Here is a 17,699-nt window from a genome sequence, read left to right as displayed (position 1 = left end):
GCGTCGGCTTTGTCAGCTGTGCACCTCCACGGGGAGGGCGCGGCGGCGCAACAGACTCAGGTGCCGGAATTTTGAGGAGCGGACGTTCCGGCACGGCTCGGCTTATCCTCTTGTGTTGGCGCCGCACTCACCCGCGCGGACCAGAGCTTCAGCTGCTCGACGACGATCGCCTTCAGCGGCCGCTCGCCCATGGCGAGCACCTGCCGGCGCAATAGGTCGAGGCAGAATTGCTCGGCCTCGCTGTAACTGACGGGGCCGAGCCGCTTCGCTAGCGTATCCGCGCTCATGCCTGCGGGTTCATTGTGACGGGACAGGAAAGTCGCGATAAAGGCGGACATCTGCTTCTGCGTCGGCTTTGGCAGCTCCAAGCGGATCTGGAAGCGTCGCCAAACGGCGCGGTCTAGGAGCTCGGCGTGATTCGTTGCGGCCATTACGATGGCGTAGCTGGGTAGGTCGTCAATCTGGAGCAACAGACTGGAGACGACGCGCTTGATCTCCCCAGTCTCGTGGGTGTCGCCCCGCTCCTTCCCCAGCACGTCGAATTCGTCGAAGAACAACACACAGGGCGTGGTGCGGACGTAATCGAACAGCCGCTTCAGCCGAGCGGCCGTCTCGCCCAGATAGCTACCAATCATCAGCTCGTAGCGTACGACGAAGAGCGGCAGCGCCAGCGCTTCGGCCACGGCCTCGGCAAGGGTGGTCTTGCCATTTCCGGGCGGCCCCACCAGGAGCACCCGGTGGCGGGGCTCCAGACCGTGCGACCGCAACAGGTCGGCCCTCAGTTGCTCTTCGATCAGCTGGGCACAGGCAGCGTGGACGAGGTCGGGCAAGACGAGCTCTTCGAGCCGCCGCCGCGGCTGAACTTCGGCGATGAAGTCTCGGCCGCGATGGGCAGGTTCCGCTGGTATCGTTTGCAAGTGGTGCACGCCGTTACCCGCCCCATTTATGGCCTTTGTCAGTTTGTCGGCTAGCACGTTGTGTTGCTTGGATCGCTCCTCGGCGATGATCGCCTCGACCGTCGACCGCATCAGCCGCCGGTCTCCGGAAGCGCCGGCCTTCACTAGGCTTACGAGGAGATCACTGCGGGCCATCAGGACCGTTTCCTGGGAGCAGGCAATTTCGTTTATTATGAAATCGTACCATTACGAATATAGTCTCGCCTGCGGCGGCTACGCCGGTCGACCAACTCCTCATCTGGAACGTGTACACCGATTGCCCTGAGCCCACGCAGAACGACAGTCCGCATGCTCTCGCCTTGTTGGACGCTCATCAGCGCGACCTGCTTGTGCACTGCCTGCGGTACCATCACCTGGATGGCCACCTCCCGTTCAGTCTCGGCCGGCTGATCCATGGCTGCAACGTCTCACTAAGGGGTGGCGGTCGCCCTGAAGTTCATGACCTCCATACTTCATGACTTCATGTGATATGTCAAAGCCTCCAGGAGCGGAGATCGAGGCCAAGACACTTTCAGAGGCCGCCCATCGCGCTCCACCCGCCTCACCCCCGCAACGGAATCACCCGCTCCAACCGGCACCCCACCGCCGCCCCCTCCGCGAAGGCCGGCGCCGAGGCCGGCGCGATCACGAACAGCATCCCCGCATCCGTCTCCACCTCGTATTCGCGCGTCTGGCCCAGGAACGCCGCGCGGGCGACGCGCCCCGGCACCCCGCCGGCGTCCACCAGCGTCACCGCCTCGGGCCGCACCGCCAGGGTCGCGGGCCCCACCGGGTGCGCGCGCATCGCCGCCTCCACCTCCGCCCCGCCGACCCTCAGCCGCGCGCGCCCCCCGTCCGCCGCCAGCACCTCGCCGGCGATCACGTTCGCCTCGCCCATGAAGTCGGCCACGAACGCATCCGCCGGGTCCTCGTACAGTTCCGTCGGCGTGCCCATCTGCGCGATCCGCCCGTCGCGCATCACCACCACCAGGTCCGACACCGCCAACGCCTCCTGCTGGTCGTGCGTGACGTACACCACCGACAGGCCGAGCTTGCGTTGCAGGTCGCGGATGTCCTCGCGCACCCGCCGGCGCAGGCGCGCGTCGAGGTTCGACAGCGGCTCGTCGAACAGCAGCACCTGCGGGCGCAAGACGAGCGCGCGCGCCACCGCCACGCGCTGCTGCTGCCCGCCCGAGAGCTCCGCCGGCAGCCGCGCCTCGAACCCCTCCAGCCCGAGCGAGGCGAGCATCGCCCGCGCCTCGGCCTCCGCCGCCGCGCGCCGCGCGCCGTTCACCGAAAGCCCGTAGGCGACGTTCTCCAGCACCGTCATGTGCGGGAACAGGGCGTAGGACTGGAACACCATCGCGATGCGCCGTTCGGCCGCGGCGAGGCGGCTGACGTCGCGCCCCTCGATCTCGATCCGCCCCTCGCTCGGCAGTTCCAGCCCCGCGATCAGCCGCAGCGTGGTGGTCTTGCCGCAGCCCGAGGGGCCGAGCAGCGTCACCAAGGCACCCTGCGGCAGGTCGAAGCTGACGGCATCGACCGCGCGCACCGGGCCGAAGGCCTTGGTCACGCGCTCGAAGCGGATCGCGGGGTCGGGCATGGTCAGGCGGTCACCGGAACGGGGGCGGTCTGCATGGCGCCGGCGGGGGCGCGGCGGCCGATCTGCGCGCGGCCGACGAGCTTGTCGATCCCCAGCACCACCGCGAGCATGATCAGGATCAGCACCGAGGAATAGGCGATCGCGAGCGCGATCTCGCCCGCCTCGACCCGGCCGACGATATAGACGGTCGCGAGGTTGTGGCGCGCCGAGACGAGGAAGATCACCGCCGAGACGGCCGTCATGGCGTGCACGAAGGAGTAGGCCAGCGCCGCGATGATGGCGGGGCGCATCAGCGGCAGGATCACGCGCCTGAGCGTCGCGACCGCGCCGCCCCCCATGGTGGCCGAGGCCTCGTCGAGCGAGCGGTCGATCTGGGCCAGCGCCGCGATGCCGCCGCGCACGCCCACCGGCAGGTTCCGGAACACGAAGCAGATGATCAGGATCAGCGAGGTGCCAGTGAGTTCCAGCGGCGGCACGTTGAACGCCATGATGTAGGAGACGCCGACCACGGTGCCCGGGATGGCGAAGGACAGCATCGCCAGGAACTCCAGCGTGCGCCGCCCCGGGAAGGCCTGCCGCGCGAGCAGCCAGGCGAGCAGGATGCCTAAGCCCGCCGTCAGCGGCGCCGAGATCGCCGCGACCTCGATGGTGGTGAACAGCGAATCCCACGCCGCGCCGCGGAACACGAGCCCCTGGAACCACTCCACCTCGAACGCGGTGATGTAGTGGCGCCAGGTGAATGTCATGTCGCTGCGGCCGATGTCGTGCACGAACGCGCCGAGCATGATGATCGCGTAGACGATCGCGGTGAACGCCATCCACGGGAACGCGACCGCGCCGCAGGCGATCGCGAGGCCGCGCGGCAGGGGCGAGGGCACGCCGGCATCGCCCTTGCCCGTCACGGTGACGTAGCGGCGCTTGCCGAGCCAGGCGGTCTGGAGCGCGAAGGCGCCGAAGGTCAACCCCAGCAGCAGCAGGGCCAGGGCGGCCGCGCGGCCGGGATCATGCCGCGCGCCGGCGATCGCGAAGAAGATGCGGGTCGCCAGCACGTCGAAATCCCCGCCCAGCACCAGCGGGTTGCCGAAATCCGACAGGCTCTCGACGAAGCCGAGCAGGAAGGCGGCCGCGAGCCCGGGGCGCAGCAGCGGCCAGGTGACGGTGCGGAACACGGTGAAGCGCCGCGCCCCCATGGTGGAGGCGGCCTCCTCCAGGCTCGGCGCGATCTGCCGCACCGCCCCTTCCAGCAGCAGATACGCGATCGGCGTGAAGGCGAGCAGTTGCGCCAGCAGCACCCCGGGCAGGCCGTAGATCCAGCGCGAGCGGGGGATGCCGAAGAGCGCGCTCAGCGCCTCGGTCACCATGCCGGTGCGGCCGAACAGCACGATCAGCGACAGGCTCACCACGAAGGGCGGCGTGATCAGCGGCAGGATCGCGAGCGCGCGGAACGCGCCGCCGAGATGCAGGTTCGCCCGCGCCGAGAGCAGCGCGAAGGCAAGCCCGAGCAGGGTCGAGAGCACCCCCGTCAGTGTCGCCAGCGCCAGCGTGTTCCACACCACGCCGCAGCCGAGCGAGGAGGTGACGCAGGCGAGGCTCCAGGCCTCGTGGGCGGTGAGCCGGGCGAGCATCGCCTCGGGGGCGATCCGCCCGTCCTCCACCGCCGCGGCCGAGAGGATGGTCAGCAGGGGCGCGAACACGAAGGCGATCAGCAGGGCCGCGCTGCCGACCACCAGGAACGACACGAAGGCGTCGCCGTTGAACCGCCCCTGCGCGGCAAGCCCAGCCGAGAGCAGCCCGACCGCGCCCGTCAGCAGGAAGGTGGCGCCCCAGCCGAGCGCGGGCTGGCTCGCATCGCCGACGAAAGGCGCGGCGATGCTCCACACCGTCCCCGGCAGGCCGATCGCCCAGCCTTGCAGGAACACCCAGGCGATCACGCCGGCGCCGCAGGCGATCAGCAGCCGGCCCTCGGCGCGGTGCGCGAGCAGCGACGGCGCAGAGGCGAGCAGGATCAGCGGCACCGGCCAGAGCCACCACGCGGCCCCGCCGGCCAGCAGCACCGCGAGCGGCGCGGCCTCGCCGCCCGGCCAGGAGGCGAACCCGCTCTCCAGCCCGTACCAGGGCGGGATCAGCAGGCCGAACGCCGCGCAGGCGAGGGCGATGCGCGCGAGGCTCAGCGCACCCACGCGCGCGCCCCTGGATCAGGTCGTCAGCGTGCGGCCGCGCGCACCTCGCGGTCCCAGCGCGTCAGCAGCCGGGTGCGCTCGGCCGCCGAGCCCCAGCGCGCGAAGTCGTAGTCGATCAGCTTGATGTTCTCGAAGCGCGGCGCCTCGGGCGGGATCGGCGCATTGCGGTTGGACGGAAGCTGATATGACTTCGCCTCCGCCCCGATCGCCTGCGCCTCCGCCGACAGCGCCCAGTCGAAGAAGCGCTTGGCGTTGTCCAGGTTGCGCGCGCCGCGGATGATCGACATCGAGCCGATCTCGTACCCGGTGCCCTCGCAGGGGGCCACGATCTCGACCGGGGCGCCGTTCACCTTCTGCGTCACCGCATCGTGCAGGAAGGTGATGCCGACGACCGACTCGCCGGTCGCGGCCGCGCGCGCCGGCGCGGCCCCCGAGCGCGTGTACTGATTGACGTTGCGATGCAGCGCCTTGAGGTAGTCGAAGGCCGGCTCCTCGCCCATCAGCTGCACGATGGTCGCGAGCAGGGTGTAGGCGGTGCCGGAGGTGTTCGGATCGGCGACCTGCACCTCGCCGCGGAACGCGGGCTTGATCAGGTCGGCCCAGCAGCGCGGCGCCTCGATCCGGCGGCGTTGCAGTTCCGGCACGTTGTAGGAATAGCCGAGCGCGCCGGCATAGATCCCGACCGTGCGGTAGTTCGCCTGCTGCGCCTGGCGCACCGCCCAGTCGTGCAGCTCGGCAAGCCGCGGCGAGCGGTACTCCAGGGTGAGGTTCTCCTCGGCGGCCTGCATGTGCGGATCGCCGGTGCCGCCCCACCAGACATCGCCGCGCGGGTTGGTCGCCTCGGCGCGGATCTGAGTCATCGTCTCGCCCGAGCTCTTGCGCGTCATCGCCACGCGGATGCCGGTGGCGCGTTCGAAGGCGGCCATCATCGGCCGGCACCACTCCTCCTGCACCGAGCAGTAGACGGTGAGCTGCCCCTGGGCGCGCGCCGCGCCGGGCACCAGGGCGGCGAGCGCGCCTGCGAACAATGCGACGGCGAAGCCACGTTTGGACGTCATGCTGTTCTCCCTGTCCGAGCCGCGCTTGGGTGCCCGGTCTGCTCGATCTTGCACAGTTAAGTCCCGATGACGGTCCGCCTCAAGCCTGAAGCAGCGCGGCGAGGCGGGCGCCGAGGGCGGGCGCGCCGAAGCCGATCGGATTGCCCCGGGCCAGCCAGTCCCCGCTGTCGAAGTCGGTGGTCCAGCACCCGGCCTCGCGCGCGATCGCGAGCGCGGCCGCCGCGTCCCAGGCGTTGATGTGCAGTTCCAGATAGGCATCGAGCCGGCCGCAGGCGGTCTCGACCAGGCCGAGCGCGCCGGAGCCGCCGCAGCGCAGCCCCGCACCCGCCGCCATCACGCGCTCGGAGAGGCGATGGAAGCCCGCAAGCGGCGAGCGCAGCGACCAGCCCACCTCGACGATCGCGCGGGTGATGTCCTCGGTCGGCGCGGCGCGAATCGGCGCGCCGTTCAGCGTCGCGCCCGATCCTTTGGCGCCGGCGAACACCTCCGCCGGCGCATGGCGCGCGACCGCGCCGGCGACCGCCCGGCCCCCCACCACCAGCCCCACCGAGACGCACCAGCGATCGGCACCGCGCGCGAAGTTCGAGGTGCCGTCAATCGGGTCGAGCACCCAGAGCGGACCCTCGCCCGCGACCTCGCCGCCCATCTCCTCGCCCAGCACGGCCTCGCCGGGGAACAGCGCGCCCAGCCGGTCGCGCAGGAAGCGCTCGGTCGCGCCGTCGGCCTCGGTGAGGAAGTCCTGCGTGCCCTTGAGGCTCGCGGTGCCGCGCCCCTCGGCGCGCAGGCGCGCGGCGAGCGCTGCCGCCTCCGCGGCCAGTCCGGCGGCGATGTCGCGGCGGCGCGCGAGCTCGGCACGGTGCATCAGTCGTAGGCCCCCATCACGTTCTGGTCGAAGTCGATCAGCGCGCCGGTCATCATCTCGGCGGCGTCGGAGAGCAGATAGACCGCGAGCCCGGCGACGTCGCGCGGTCGGATCAGCCGGCCGAAGGGCTGGCGGGGCTCGGCGCGTTCCAGCCAGTCGGGCGGGTTGCCGTCGCGCGCCTGGATCACGTGCTCGCCCGGCGTGTCGGTCCAGCCGAGATTGATGCCGTTGACGCGGATGCGGTCGCGCCTCAGCGCGTGCGCGGTGTTCTTGGTCAGCGTCGCGAGCGCGCCCTTCGAGGCGGAATAGGCGGCGAGGAAGGGCTGCCCGCCATGGCTCGACATGGTGATGATGTTGACGACCGCGCCCGGACGGCGCGCGGTCTTGAGCCGTCGCACCACCTCCTGGGTGAGGATGAAGGGCGCGCGCGCGTTCACGGCGAACAGCAGGTCCCAGAGCGCGACCGGCGTGTCCTCGATCCGCCCGCGATCGGTGAGCCCGGCCGCGTTCACCAGCGCATCGACCGGGCCGAGCGCGGCCTCGGCCTCGGCGACGAGGCGGCGGCAGGCATCCGGGTCGGCGAGATCCGCGGCGACCGCGTGGGCGCGCGTGCCCGCGTCGCGCAGCGAGCGGGCGACCGCCTCGGCGCGTGCCGCATTGCGGCCGGTGATGCAGACGGCCGCGCCGGCCTCTGCGGCGGCGCGCGCGATCCCTTCGCCCACGCCCTGCGACGAGCCGGTGACCAGCACCACGCGGCCGGCGAGAGAGATCGGTGGCAGGGCGGACATCAGCCGATCTCCGCGACCATGACCGGTCGGTGCTCGCGGAGCGACAGCAGTGCCGCTTCGGCCAGCACGAGCGCTGCGCGTGCCTCCTCGGCGCCGACCGGGACGGGTGCGCCTTCGGTCACCGCGGCGATGAAGGCGGCAAGTTCGATCCGGTACGCCTCGGCATAGCGTTCGAGGAAGAAGTGCAGCGGCTTGTCGCTGCGCACCGAGTCGGCATCCGCCTGCTCGACCGTGGTGGGCGTGCGGTTGCCGGCGATCAGCCGACCCAGGCTGCCCAGCACCTCGATTCGCTGGTCGTAGCCGTAGGTGGCGCGGCGCGAGTTGTTGATGTGCGCCATCCGGCCGGACGCGGTGCGCAGCAGCACCATGCACGAATCGATGTCGCCCTCGGCGCCGACAGCCGGATCGACCAGCGCCGCGCCGTAGGCGAACACCTCCACGGGCGCTTCGCCCAGCAGCCACGCCGCCATGTCGAAGTCGTGGATGGTCATGTCGCGGAACTGCCCGCCCGAGCCCTTGAGGTAGGAGAGCGGCGGCAGGCCCGGGTCGCGGCTGGTGACGATCACCTGCTCGACGCTGCCGATCGCGCCGGTGGCCACACGGCGCTGGAGCTCGGCGAAGCTCGGGTCGAAGCGGCGGTTGAAGCCGACCAGCATGGGCACGCCGGCCGCGCGCACGGCCGCGATCGCCGCATCGTTGCGCGCGAGCGAGAGGTCGATCGGCTTCTCGCAGAAGATCGCCTTCCCCGCCTGCGCCGCGGCGATCACAAGCTCGGCGTGGGTGTCGGTCGAGGAGGCGATGATCACCGCACCGACCTCGGGGTCGGCGAGCGCGGCCTCGGTGGTGGAGACGCGCGCGCCGTGCTTGGCGGCGAGCGCCCCAGCGGCCGCCGCGTTCACGTCGATCACGTGGCGCAGCGAGGCGTCGGGGTTGGCCGCCAGGTTGGCGGCGTGGATGGCGCCGATCCGGCCGGCGCCGAACTGGGCGAAATGGAGCATGGCGTGTCTGGCGGCCTCGCTTGTGGGGCGCACCATCAGTCCGTAACACTTGCGTCCCGTCAACATGGGGAAACGTGACGCGATGGCCATGATCAGGCTGACCGCGGCCGAGGCCGTGGTGCGGTTCCTGGCCGCCCAGGAGACCGAACTCGACGGCAAACGGGTGCCCCTGTTCGGGGGAGTGTGGGCGATCTTCGGCCATGGCAATGTCGCGGGGCTCGGTCCTGCCCTGCACGCTGCGCGCCGGCGGCTGCCGACCTTACGCGCGCACAACGAGCAGGCGATGGCCCATGCCGCGATCGCCTACGCCAAGACGCACGCGCGGCGGCGGATGATGGCCTGCACCAGCTCGATCGGGCCCGGGGCGACCAACATGGTGACCGCGGCGGCGGTGGCGCATGTCAACCGCCTGCCGGTGCTGTTCCTGCCGGGCGACGTGTTCGCGAGTCGCCGCCCCGATCCGGTGCTGCAGCAGGTGGAGGATTTCGGCGACGCGACGGTGTCGGCGAACGATTGCTTCCGCCCGGTCAGCCGCTTCTTCGACCGCATCACGCGCGCCGAACAGCTTCTCGTGGCCCTGCCGGCGGCGCTGCGCGTGCTCACCGATCCGGCCGAATGCGGGCCGGTGACCCTTGCCTTGCCGCAGGACGTGCAGACGGAGGCAATCGACTTTCCGGCCGAGTTCTTCCGCCCGCGCCTCCATCGTCCGCGCGCGCCGGCTGCGGATGCCGAGGAGCTCGCGGCGGCGGCCGAGGCGCTGCGCGCGGCGAAGCGGCCGCTGATCATCGCCGGCGGCGGGGTGAAGTATGCGCGCGCCGAGGCGGCGCTCGCGGCGTTCGCGGCGCGGCACGGCCTGCCGGTGGCGGAGACACAGGCGGGGAAGGGGAGTCTCGCCTGGGACCATCCGCGCAACGCCGGCGCGGTCGGCGTCACCGGCGCGGCGTCGGCGAACGCGCTCGCGTCGCGCGCGGACGTGGTGCTGGCGATCGGGACGCGGTTGCAGGACTTCACCACCGGTTCGCGCGCACTGTTCGCCAAGGCGCGGCTCGTTGCGCTGAACGTCGCGGCGTTCGATGCGGCGAAGCACGGCGCGCTGCCGCTGGTCGCGGACGCCGGCCGCGGGCTCGCTTCGCTCGGCGAGGCGCTGAAGGGCTGGACCGCGCCGAAGGCGTGGCAGGAGAGGGCGGCGACCGCGACCGCGCGCTGGCGCCGCACGGTCGATCGCGCTACCGCGCCACGCGCGGGGAGGCCTACGGATGCGCAGGTGCTGGGCGCGGTGAACCGGGCGATGCCGGAACGCGGCATCGTGGTGTGCGCCGCGGGTGGGTTGCCGGGCGAGTTGCACAAGCTCTGGCGCGCGACCGACAGCGCCTCCTACCACCTGGAATACGGCTACTCCTGCATGGGCTACGAGATCGCCGGCGGGCTGGGGGCGAAGCTCGCGGCGCCTCAGCGCGAGGTGGTGGTCCTGGTGGGCGACGGCAGCTACCTGATGCTGAACAGCGAGATCGCGACCTCGGTGGCGTTGGGGGTGAAGCTGACCATCGTGCTGCTGGACAATCGCGGCTTCGGCTGCATCCACCGTTTGCAGACCGCGACGGGCGGGGCGGCGTTCAACAACCTGCTGGACGGTGCGCCGCAGGTGGATTTCGTGGCGCATGCGCGGAGTCTCGGTGCGGAGGCGGTCCGTTGCGCGGATGTCGCGGCGCTGGAGGCGGCTCTGCCGCGCGCATTCGCGGGGAAGCGGACGACGGTGCTGGTGATCGAGACCGACCCCACGCGCGGCACGGCGGAGGGCGGGGCCTGGTGGGACGTGCCGGTGACGGAGGTGCCGCGCGACGACGCGCAGCGTGTAGCGCGCGCCGGGTGGGAGCGCGGGCGGAAGGGACAGCGAACAGGGGGCTGAGATGGCGGTGCGGTTGGGGATCAATCCGCTCACATGGACGAATGACGACATGCCGGAGCTCGGCGCGGAGACGCCGCTCGAGACCTGTCTCGCGGAGGCGAAGCTCGCCGGGTTCGAGGGGGTGGAGCTCGGCAACAAGTTCCCGCGCGACCCGACGGTGCTGGGACCGATCCTGGCGCGGCACGGGCTCGCGCTGGTGTCGGGCTGGTACGGCTCGCGGCTGCTGGAGCGCGACGTGGATGCGGAGATGGCCGAGGCCGAGGGGCACATCGCGCTGCTCAAGGCGCTCGGGTGCCGGGTGATGGTGCATGCCGAGGTGACGGGGACGGTGCACGGGTCGCGTGCGGTTCCGTTGTCGCGGCGGCCGGTGCTGGACGAGGCGGGGTGGCAGCGTCTGGCGGGGCGGCTCGGGGAGATGGGGCGGCGGCTCGCGGGGCGCGGGCTGGCGCTCGCCTATCACCACCACATGGGGACGGTGGTGCAGACCGAGGCGGAGGTGGATCGGCTGATGGCGATGACCGGCCCCGAGGTCGGGCTGCTGCTCGATACCGGCCATCTGACCTTCGCCGGGGGCGATCCGGCGGCGGTGGCGCGGCGGCATGGGGCGCGGGTGGTGCATGTGCACTGCAAGGATGTGCGCGCGGGCGTGCTGGCCGAGGTGCGGGCGCGCGATCTCAGCTTCCTGGAGGCCGTGCTGGCGGGGGTGTTCACGGTGCCGGGCGATGGGTGCGTGGACTACCGCGCGGTGCTCGGGCCCGTCGCGGCCGCTGGCTACGCGGGCTGGCTGGTGGTGGAGGCCGAGCAGGACCCGGCGAAGGCGCATCCGCTGACCTTTGCGCGGATGGGCCATGCGAATCTGCGGGCCCTGGCCGAGGCGTTCTGGCGCTGAGTTCATGGGTTCCAAGGGCCAATGGCCCTTGCCGGGGGTGCAGGGGGCGGAGCCCCTGCGGCGCTCTGCATTGTGCTGAGGCGTCCGGCCCCCCTATATCCGGCCCCATGACCGCCTTCCGGAAGATGCACGGGCTGGGCAACGACTTCGTCGTGTTCGATGCCCGCCAGAGCGCCGTCGCGCTCGGCGCGGCGGTGGCGCGCGCGGTGGCGGACCGTCGGCGCGGCATCGGCTGCGACCAGGTGATCCTGATCGAGCCCCCCAAGGAGCCGGGCACCGCCGCCTGGATGGGCATCGTCAACGCGGACGGGTCGCTGGCCGAGGCGTGCGGCAATGCCACCCGCTGCGTGGCCGACCTGCTGCTGCGCGAGACGGGTGCCGAGGCGGTGGCGATCGGCTCGCCCGGCGGCGTGCTCTGGGCCTCGCGCGCGCCCGGCGGGCTCGTCACCGTGGACATGGGGCGCCCGCGCTTCGGCTGGGCCGAGATCCCGCTCGCGCGCGAACGCGACACGCTGCATCTGCCGCTCGCGCGCGAGGGGGTCGAGGACCCGGCCGCGTGCTCCATGGGCAACCCGCATGCGACGTTCTTCGTGCCGGACGTGGCGGCGCTCGACATCGCGCGGCTCGGCCCCTCGCTGGAGACCGATCCCTTGTTCCCCGAGCGGGCGAATATCGGCTTCGCGGAGGTGCTCGCCCCCGATCTGATCCGGCTGCGCGTTTGGGAACGGGGGGCAGGGCTGACGCTCGCCTGCGGCACGGGGGCGTGCGCGGCGCTGGTGAACGCGCATCGGCGCGGGCTCGCGGGCCGGGCGGCGACGGTGATGCTGGATGGCGGCGAGCTCCGCATCGTCTGGGCCGAGGACGGGCGGGTGCTGATGACCGGCCCGGCGGCGGAGTCGTTCCGCGGCGAGCTCGATCTCGGGGCGCTCGCCGCATGACGGGGCGGGTGCTCAATTTCGGCTGCCGGCTGAACACGGTCGAGGGCGAGGTGATCCGCGGCCATCTCGCGGCGGCAGGCGCGGACACGATCGTGGTGAACACCTGCGCGGTGACGGCGGAGGCCGAGCGCCAGGCGCGCCAGGCGATCCGCCGGTTGCGGCGCGAGAACCCGGAGGCGCGGATCGTCGTCACGGGCTGCGCGGCGCAGATCCGCCCGGAGTCGTGGGCTGCGATGGCCGAGGTCGATCGCGTGGTCGGCAACCAGGAGAAGCTGGAGCCGGCGACCTGGGCGTCTGACGGGCCGCGCGTGGCGGTCGCCGACATCATGGACGCGCGCGAGACCGCCGGGCATCTGGTGACGGAGTTCGCCGGCCGCGCGCGCGCCTTCGTGCAGGTGCAGCAGGGCTGCGATCACCGCTGCACCTTCTGCATCATCCCGTTCGGGCGCGGCCCGTCCCGGTCGGTGCCGATCGGCGAGATCGTGCGCCAGGTGCGGGCACTGGTGGAGGCCGGGTATCGCGAGGTGGTGCTGACGGGCGTGGACATCACCGCCTACGGCGCCGACCTGCCCGGGCGGCCGAGCCTCGGCCAGATGGCGCGGCGCCTCTTGTCGCTGGTGCCGGACCTGCCGCGGCTCCGGCTCTCGTCGCTCGATCCGGTGGAGATCGACGACGATCTGTGGCGGCTGATCGCCGAGGAGCCCCGGCTGATGCCGCATCTGCATCTCTCGGTGCAGGCGGGCGACGACCTGATCCTGAAGCGGATGAAGCGGCGGCACCTGCGCGCGGACGTGATCCGCGTGGCCGAGCGCGCGCGGCGGCTCAGGCCCGATATCGCGTTCGGTGCGGACCTGATCGCCGGTTTCCCGACCGAGACGGAGGCGATGGCGGCGAACACCCGCGCGCTGGTGGAGGAGGCGGGGCTGACCTTCCTGCACGTCTTCCCGTTCAGCGCGCGCGAGGGCACGCCGGCCGCGCGCATGCCGCAACTTGCCGCCTCGCTCATCCGCGAGCGTGCGGCGCGCTTGCGCGACCTCGGTGCGCGCGCCGCGCGGGCGTTCTACGCCGGGCGCGTCGGCCGCGAGGCCGATCTGCTCGCCGAGCGCGACACCGGCGAAGGCCACACCGAGCACTTCGCCCCGGCCCGGCTGATCGCGGGGCGCATCCTGCCCGGCGCGATCGGACGCGTGCGCATTGCCGCGGCCAACGACGACGGCTTGCTGGCGGAGGCGGTGTAGTGGCGCTGCGCGACCTGTTCCGGCGTGGCCCGAAGGAGGACGCGCCGGCCGCACCGCTTCCGGAGGAGGAGCGGCGCGGCTTCTTCGGCCGGCTCAAGGCCGGGCTCGCGCGCTCCTCGGCCAAGATCGGCGAGAGCCTGTCGTCGCTGTTCCGCAAGCGCCGCATGGACGACGAGGCGCTCGACGAGCTCGAGGACGTGCTGATCACGGCGGATCTCGGCGCGGCGGTGGCACGCAAGATCGTGCACGGCTTCCGCGTCGCGCGCTTCGGCGAGGAGGTGACGGATGTCCAGCTCCGCGAGGCGATCGCGGATGAGATCGCGCGCATCCTCGCCCCGGTCGCGGTCCCTCTGATCCCCGATCCGGCGCGCGCGCCGCATGTCGTGCTGGTGGTCGGCGTGAACGGCACCGGCAAGACCACGACGATCGCGAAACTCGCGTCCCTCTGGGCCGGGCAGGGGCTGAAGCCGATGCTGGTCGCCGGCGACACGTTCCGCGCCGCCGCCGTGCAGCAGCTCCAGATCTGGGGCGAGCGCACCGGCTGCCCGGTGGTGTCGGGGGCGGCGAATGCGGATGCCGCCGGGCTCGCCTATGACGCGCTGACCCGCGCCAAGGCCGAGGGCCGCGACGTGCTCCTGATCGACACGGCCGGGCGGCTGCACAACAAGGCGGACCTGATGGCGGAGCTCGCCAAGATCGTGCGCGTGATCCGCAAGGTCGATCCGACCGCGCCGCATTCCGTGCTGCTGGTGCTGGACGCGACCACCGGCCAGAACGCGCTGCAGCAGGTGAAGGTGTTCGGCGAGATGGTCGATGTGACCGGGCTCGTGGTCACCAAGCTCGACGGCTCGGCCAAGGGCGGCATCGTGGTCGCCCTCGCCGAGGCCTATGGGCTGCCGGTGCACGCGGTGGGGGTGGGCGAGAAGGCCGAGGACCTGCGGCCCTTCGATCCGCGCGACTTCGCCCGCTCGCTGGTAGGGCTCGACGAGATGGCGCATGGCTGAGCTCGCGCTCGTCCATCTGCGCGCCCAGGCCCGCAACAACGCCTGGGCGAACCACCGCCTGCTGAGCGTCGTCGCCCGACTGCCCCAGGCCGAGTTCGAGGCGACGCGCACGGGGTTCTTCCCCAGCCTGCGCGCGACGCTGAACCATATCCTGACGATCGACTGGTTCTACGTCGATGCGCTGGAGGGCGGCACGCTCGGCCCGGCGGCCTGGGACGATCCGGAGCCCTGCCGCACCGCGGCGGAGCTTCAGGCAGCGCAACTGGCGGTGGATCGGCGCCTGATCGCCGTCTGCGACGCGCTGACCCCCGAATCGGTGCTCGGCATCACCCGGGTGCACCGCCGGGGCCGGGTGCAGGAGGAGCGCACCGACCGTCTGCTCTTGCATCTGTTCCAGCACGACATCCATCATCGGGGCCAGGCGCATGCCATGCTGTCCGGCACGGCGCTGAAGCCGCCGCAGCTCGACGAGTTCTACTCGGCGGGCGAGGCACCCCTCCGGGCGGCCGAATTCGCCGCCCTGGGCTTCACCGAGAAGGAGATCTGGGGAGGATGAGCACAGCGGACGGACAGGAGGCGGCCGGGCAGGCCGCGTCACACTTGATGGTGGGCGGGCACAAGGCGTATTCCGGCATGGGCCTGCCCGACGCGATGGCGGGCCAGGACGGGGGCACGCCCTGGATGATGACGGACGATCGCGACGCGCTGCTCGCCCGGCTGAACGAGCTTCGCATCGAGCATCGCGATCTGGACACGGTAATCGCCCGGCTCGCGAGCGGCGGCCCGTCGGACCAGATCCACATCGCCCGGCTGAAGAAGCGCAAGCTGAAGCTGAAGGACGAGATCGCCTGGATCGAGAACAGGCTGATCCCGGATATCATCGCTTGATGAACCATGGAGGCTTCGATGATGGGCGCCGCAGGCGCCGCATCATCGCCTAGAGTTCCTCCCGTGCCCGTGTCCCCTCTCGTCGGCGTCATCATGGGCAGCCGGTCGGACTGGCCGACCCTGCGCCATGCCGCCGAGACGCTCGATGAGCTGGGTGTCCCGTATGAGGCGCGCGTGGTCTCGGCGCACCGCACGCCCAAGCGACTCTACGACTACGCCGCCGCGGCCGCGGAGCGCGGGCTGAAGGTGATCATCGCCGGCGCCGGCGGGGCGGCGCATCTGCCCGGCATGGCGGCCTCGATGACGACGCTGCCGGTGCTCGGCGTTCCGGTGACCTCGCAGGCGCTGAACGGCGTCGATTCGCTGCTCTCGATCGTGCAGATGCCGGGGGGGATCCCGGTCGGCACGCTGGCGATCGGCAAGCCGGGCGCGATCAATGCCGCGCTGCTCGCGGCCGCGATCCTGGCGCTGTCCGACCCTGCGCTCGCGCAGCGCCTGGCGGCATTCCGCGAGGCCCAGACCGGCTCGGTGCCCGAGACGCCCGAGGATGGCTGAGCCGCTCGCGCCCGGTGCCACGATCGGCATCATGGGCGGCGGCCAGCTCGGCCGCATGCTCGCGATCGCGGCCGCGCGGCTCGGCTACCGGGCGCATGTGTTCACGCCTGAGGCGGGGGCGCCCGCCAGCCTCGTCGCGGCGGAGACGACCGTCGCCGCCTATGACGACCGCGCCGCGCTCGCGCATTTCGCCGCGGGCGTCGATGTCGTCACCTTCGAGTTCGAGAATGTCGGCCTCGATGCTTTCGACGTGGTCGAGGCGCTTGTGCCGATCCGGCCCTCGCGCACCGTGCTCGCGACCGCGCAGGACCGCATCCTCGAGAAGTCGTTCCTGAACAGCATCGGCGTGCCGACCGCGCCCTGGATGCCGATCCGCACGCCTGCCGACGCCGAGGCCGCACTCGCGGCGGTGGGGCTGCCTGCGGTGCTGAAGACCGCGCGCTTCGGCTATGACGGCAAGGGCCAGGCGGTGGTGCGGGAGGAGGCCGAGATCGCGCCCGCACTCGCGCAGCTCGCGCCGCCCCATCACCCTTTCCCCACGCTGATCGCCGAGGGGTTCGTGGCGTTCGCGCGCGAGGTCTCGGTGATCGTCGCGCGCGATGCCGCCGGCAACCGCGCTGCCTTCGACGTGGTGGAGAACCGCCACGTGGGCGGCATCCTCGATCTCTCGATCGCGCCGGCGCGCGTCGATGCCGGCACGGCCGCGGCCGCGCGCGACGCTGCCTTCGCCATCGCCGAGGCCTTCGCGCTCGAAGGACTGATCTGCATCGAGTTCTTCGTGATCGGTCCGGGCGAGGTGCTGGCGAACGAAATCGCGCCCAGGCCGCACAATTCCGGCCACTGGACCATCGAGGCCTGCGCGGTCAGCCAGTTCGAGCAGCAGGTGCGCGCGATCTCTGGCCTGCCGCTCGGCGATCCGGCACGGCACTCGGATGCGCTGATGAAGAACCTGATCGGCGCCGAGATCGAAGCGCTGCCGGCGCTGCTCGCGACGCCGGGTCTGATCCCGCACCACTACGGCAAGACGGCGATCCGGGCCGGGCGGAAGATGGGGCATGTGACGCGGCTCTATCCTCGCGGGGAGTTGCCCGACGAGGGGGGTATCGCGGCGGCGTTCCGGCCTGCGCTCGGCTGACGGAAACGATAGCTTTACGTCATTCGTGGGTACTGGGGCGATGCGCTGGGGCAGACCGACATCGCGTCGACCGGCCGTGTTCCGGCCCAGGCGGCGACTGCTGCCGGGGCGCTGGGCGGTCGTGCTCGCGGTGCTCGTCGGGGTGCTCGGCGGTGTCCTGCTGGCGCTCGACCTGTCGTCGCCGGCCCCGCGCGGCGCGCCGCCGCCCTCGGCCGTGTTCCAGCGCGACCTGCCGGCTGCGGCCATCCCTGCGCCGCAGCCTGCCCCTGGCACAGGCGGGCTGATCATCACCGGACGTGCCAGCATCATCGATGGAGACACGATCGAGGTACGGGGCCGGCGCATCCGCCTGCACGGGATCGACGCGCCGGAGAAGGCGCAGACCTGCCTCCGCAACGGGTGGCTTTGGGAGTGCGGCCGTGACGCCACCGCGGCGCTGGACCGCCTCATCGGCGGGCGCACCGTCACCTGCACCGAGCTCGATGTGGACCATTACGGCCGGTCGGTGGCGCAGTGCCTGCTCAACGGGCAGGACGTGAACGCCTGGATGGTGCGCAACGGCTGGGCGGTGGCGTATCGCCGCTTCTCGGACGCCTATGTCGGCGCGGAGGCCGAGGCGCGCGCGGCACGGCGTGGCATCTGGTCCAGCCGGTTCGAGATGCCCGAGTCGCACCGCCACCCAGGCCGCTGAACGGTTTGCGCTGACCGGCGATCCGCGCGAG

Annotated in this window: 17 protein-coding genes; 10 read left to right on the top strand and 7 right to left on the bottom strand. The window is 71.8% G+C overall.

The genetic code is table 11. The features are described from left to right. Positions 1–56 precede the first annotated feature (56 nt). The 7 genes from F563_RS21460 to iolG form a co-directional block, all read right to left on the bottom strand. On the bottom strand, positions 57–1,091 hold the full coding sequence (locus F563_RS21460; RefSeq protein WP_019013311.1) for an AAA family ATPase: 1,035 nt from the start codon (positions 1,089–1,091) through the stop codon (positions 57–59). Positions 1,092–1,497: 406 nt separating this feature from the next. Beyond that, the gene (locus F563_RS21455; RefSeq protein ID WP_019013309.1) at positions 1,498–2,538 is read right to left on the bottom strand and encodes an ABC transporter ATP-binding protein; all 1,041 of its coding nucleotides are present in this window, start codon (positions 2,536–2,538) and stop codon (positions 1,498–1,500) included. 2 nt (positions 2,539–2,540) lie between these two features. Beyond that, complete coding sequence (locus F563_RS0103755; RefSeq protein ID WP_019013308.1) at positions 2,541–4,718, bottom strand: ABC transporter permease; 2,178 nt, start codon at positions 4,716–4,718, stop codon at positions 2,541–2,543. A gap of 23 nt (positions 4,719–4,741) precedes the next feature. Next, positions 4,742–5,776 carry an ABC transporter substrate-binding protein gene (locus tag F563_RS0103750; RefSeq protein ID WP_019013307.1) on the bottom strand — a complete coding sequence of 345 codons (1,035 nt, stop codon included), beginning with the start codon at positions 5,774–5,776 and terminating at the stop codon, positions 4,742–4,744. A gap of 79 nt (positions 5,777–5,855) precedes the next feature. Further along, positions 5,856–6,638, bottom strand: coding sequence for an inositol monophosphatase family protein (locus tag F563_RS21450; protein ID WP_019013306.1), 783 nt, complete (start codon positions 6,636–6,638; stop codon positions 5,856–5,858). Then, positions 6,638–7,426 (bottom strand): SDR family oxidoreductase, encoded by a 789-nt coding sequence (locus F563_RS0103740; protein ID WP_019013305.1) that lies wholly within the window; start codon positions 7,424–7,426, stop codon positions 6,638–6,640. Before F563_RS0103740 ends, F563_RS21450 begins: the two co-directional genes overlap by 1 nt. Further along, positions 7,426–8,424: an inositol 2-dehydrogenase gene (iolG, locus tag F563_RS0103735; protein ID WP_019013304.1), complete on the bottom strand. Its 999-nt coding sequence runs from the start codon at positions 8,422–8,424 to the stop codon at positions 7,426–7,428. Before iolG ends, F563_RS0103740 begins: the two co-directional genes overlap by 1 nt. Positions 8,425–8,512: 88 nt before the next feature. Here iolG and iolD point away from each other — a divergent pair, with 88 nt between their 5' ends. The 10 genes from iolD to F563_RS24675 all read left to right on the top strand — a co-directional run bounded on the left by iolD (position 8,513) and on the right by F563_RS24675 (position 17,668). Then, positions 8,513–10,330 (top strand): 3D-(3,5/4)-trihydroxycyclohexane-1,2-dione acylhydrolase (decyclizing), encoded by a 1,818-nt coding sequence (gene iolD / locus F563_RS0103730; protein ID WP_425386933.1) that lies wholly within the window; start codon positions 8,513–8,515, stop codon positions 10,328–10,330. Between the two features lies 1 nt (position 10,331). After that, positions 10,332–11,219, top strand: a complete 888-nt coding sequence (gene iolE, locus F563_RS0103725) for a myo-inosose-2 dehydratase (protein WP_019013302.1) — start codon at positions 10,332–10,334, stop codon at positions 11,217–11,219. Positions 11,220–11,326: 107 nt separating this feature from the next. Continuing rightward, a complete protein-coding gene (dapF, locus tag F563_RS0103720) occupies positions 11,327–12,157 on the top strand; it encodes a diaminopimelate epimerase (RefSeq protein WP_019013301.1) in 831 nt (276 codons plus the stop codon). Further along, positions 12,154–13,395: a tRNA (N(6)-L-threonylcarbamoyladenosine(37)-C(2))-methylthiotransferase MtaB gene (gene mtaB / locus F563_RS0103715; RefSeq protein ID WP_019013300.1), complete on the top strand. Its 1,242-nt coding sequence runs from the start codon at positions 12,154–12,156 to the stop codon at positions 13,393–13,395. Before dapF ends, mtaB begins: the two co-directional genes overlap by 4 nt. 125 nt (positions 13,396–13,520) lie before the next feature. After that, positions 13,521–14,399 carry a signal recognition particle-docking protein FtsY gene (gene ftsY, locus F563_RS0103710; RefSeq protein ID WP_051089317.1) on the top strand — a complete coding sequence of 293 codons (879 nt, stop codon included), beginning with the start codon at positions 13,521–13,523 and terminating at the stop codon, positions 14,397–14,399. Continuing rightward, positions 14,392–14,955, top strand: a complete 564-nt coding sequence (locus F563_RS0103705; RefSeq protein WP_019013298.1) for a DinB family protein — start codon at positions 14,392–14,394, stop codon at positions 14,953–14,955. Before ftsY ends, F563_RS0103705 begins: the two co-directional genes overlap by 8 nt. A 128-nt stretch (positions 14,956–15,083) precedes the next feature. Then, on the top strand, positions 15,084–15,287 hold the full coding sequence (locus F563_RS0103700; RefSeq protein ID WP_026299299.1) for a YdcH family protein: 204 nt from the start codon (positions 15,084–15,086) through the stop codon (positions 15,285–15,287). Positions 15,288–15,380: 93 nt separating this feature from the next. Continuing rightward, complete coding sequence (purE, locus tag F563_RS0103695) at positions 15,381–15,842, top strand: 5-(carboxyamino)imidazole ribonucleotide mutase (RefSeq protein WP_019013296.1); 462 nt, start codon at positions 15,381–15,383, stop codon at positions 15,840–15,842. Beyond that, on the top strand, positions 15,835–16,977 hold the full coding sequence (locus tag F563_RS0103690; protein ID WP_019013295.1) for a 5-(carboxyamino)imidazole ribonucleotide synthase: 1,143 nt from the start codon (positions 15,835–15,837) through the stop codon (positions 16,975–16,977). The genes purE and F563_RS0103690 overlap by 8 nt, the downstream gene beginning before the upstream one ends. A 76-nt stretch (positions 16,978–17,053) precedes the next feature. Next, positions 17,054–17,668, top strand: coding sequence for a thermonuclease family protein (locus F563_RS24675; RefSeq protein ID WP_019013294.1), 615 nt, complete (start codon positions 17,054–17,056; stop codon positions 17,666–17,668). The last annotated feature ends 31 nt before the right edge of the window (positions 17,669–17,699 follow it).

It is taken from the genome of Elioraea tepidiphila DSM 17972 (assembly GCF_000378465.1).
In the GTDB taxonomy this organism is placed as follows: Bacteria; Pseudomonadota; Alphaproteobacteria; order Acetobacterales; family Acetobacteraceae; genus Elioraea; species Elioraea tepidiphila.
The sequence above is the reverse complement of the archived record's forward strand: the minus strand, read 5'-3'. Positions and strand labels throughout refer to the sequence as shown.

Bases quoted from the DNA above. Each gene is read 5' to 3' on its own strand.
- iolD (WP_425386933.1), top strand. From the start codon at position 8,513: ATGATCAGGCTGACCGCGGCCGAGGCCGTGGTGCGGTTCCTGGCCGCC.
- F563_RS0103705 (WP_019013298.1), top strand. From the start codon at position 14,392: ATGGCTGAGCTCGCGCTCGTCCATCTGCGCGCCCAGGCCCGCAACAAC.
- iolG (WP_019013304.1), bottom strand. From the start codon at position 8,424: ATGCTCCATTTCGCCCAGTTCGGCGCCGGCCGGATCGGCGCCATCCAC.
- dapF (WP_019013301.1), top strand. From the start codon at position 11,327: ATGACCGCCTTCCGGAAGATGCACGGGCTGGGCAACGACTTCGTCGTG.
- F563_RS0103690 (WP_019013295.1), top strand. From the start codon at position 15,835: ATGGCTGAGCCGCTCGCGCCCGGTGCCACGATCGGCATCATGGGCGGC.
- F563_RS0103700 (WP_026299299.1), top strand. From the start codon at position 15,084: ATGACGGACGATCGCGACGCGCTGCTCGCCCGGCTGAACGAGCTTCGC.
- F563_RS21460 (WP_019013311.1), bottom strand. From the start codon at position 1,091: ATGGCCCGCAGTGATCTCCTCGTAAGCCTAGTGAAGGCCGGCGCTTCC.
- purE (WP_019013296.1), top strand. From the start codon at position 15,381: ATGGGCAGCCGGTCGGACTGGCCGACCCTGCGCCATGCCGCCGAGACG.
- F563_RS21455 (WP_019013309.1), bottom strand. From the start codon at position 2,538: ATGCCCGACCCCGCGATCCGCTTCGAGCGCGTGACCAAGGCCTTCGGC.
- mtaB (WP_019013300.1), top strand. From the start codon at position 12,154: ATGACGGGGCGGGTGCTCAATTTCGGCTGCCGGCTGAACACGGTCGAG.
- F563_RS0103740 (WP_019013305.1), bottom strand. From the start codon at position 7,426: ATGTCCGCCCTGCCACCGATCTCTCTCGCCGGCCGCGTGGTGCTGGTC.
- iolE (WP_019013302.1), top strand. From the start codon at position 10,332: ATGGCGGTGCGGTTGGGGATCAATCCGCTCACATGGACGAATGACGAC.
- F563_RS21450 (WP_019013306.1), bottom strand. From the start codon at position 6,638: ATGCACCGTGCCGAGCTCGCGCGCCGCCGCGACATCGCCGCCGGACTG.
- F563_RS0103750 (WP_019013307.1), bottom strand. From the start codon at position 5,776: ATGACGTCCAAACGTGGCTTCGCCGTCGCATTGTTCGCAGGCGCGCTC.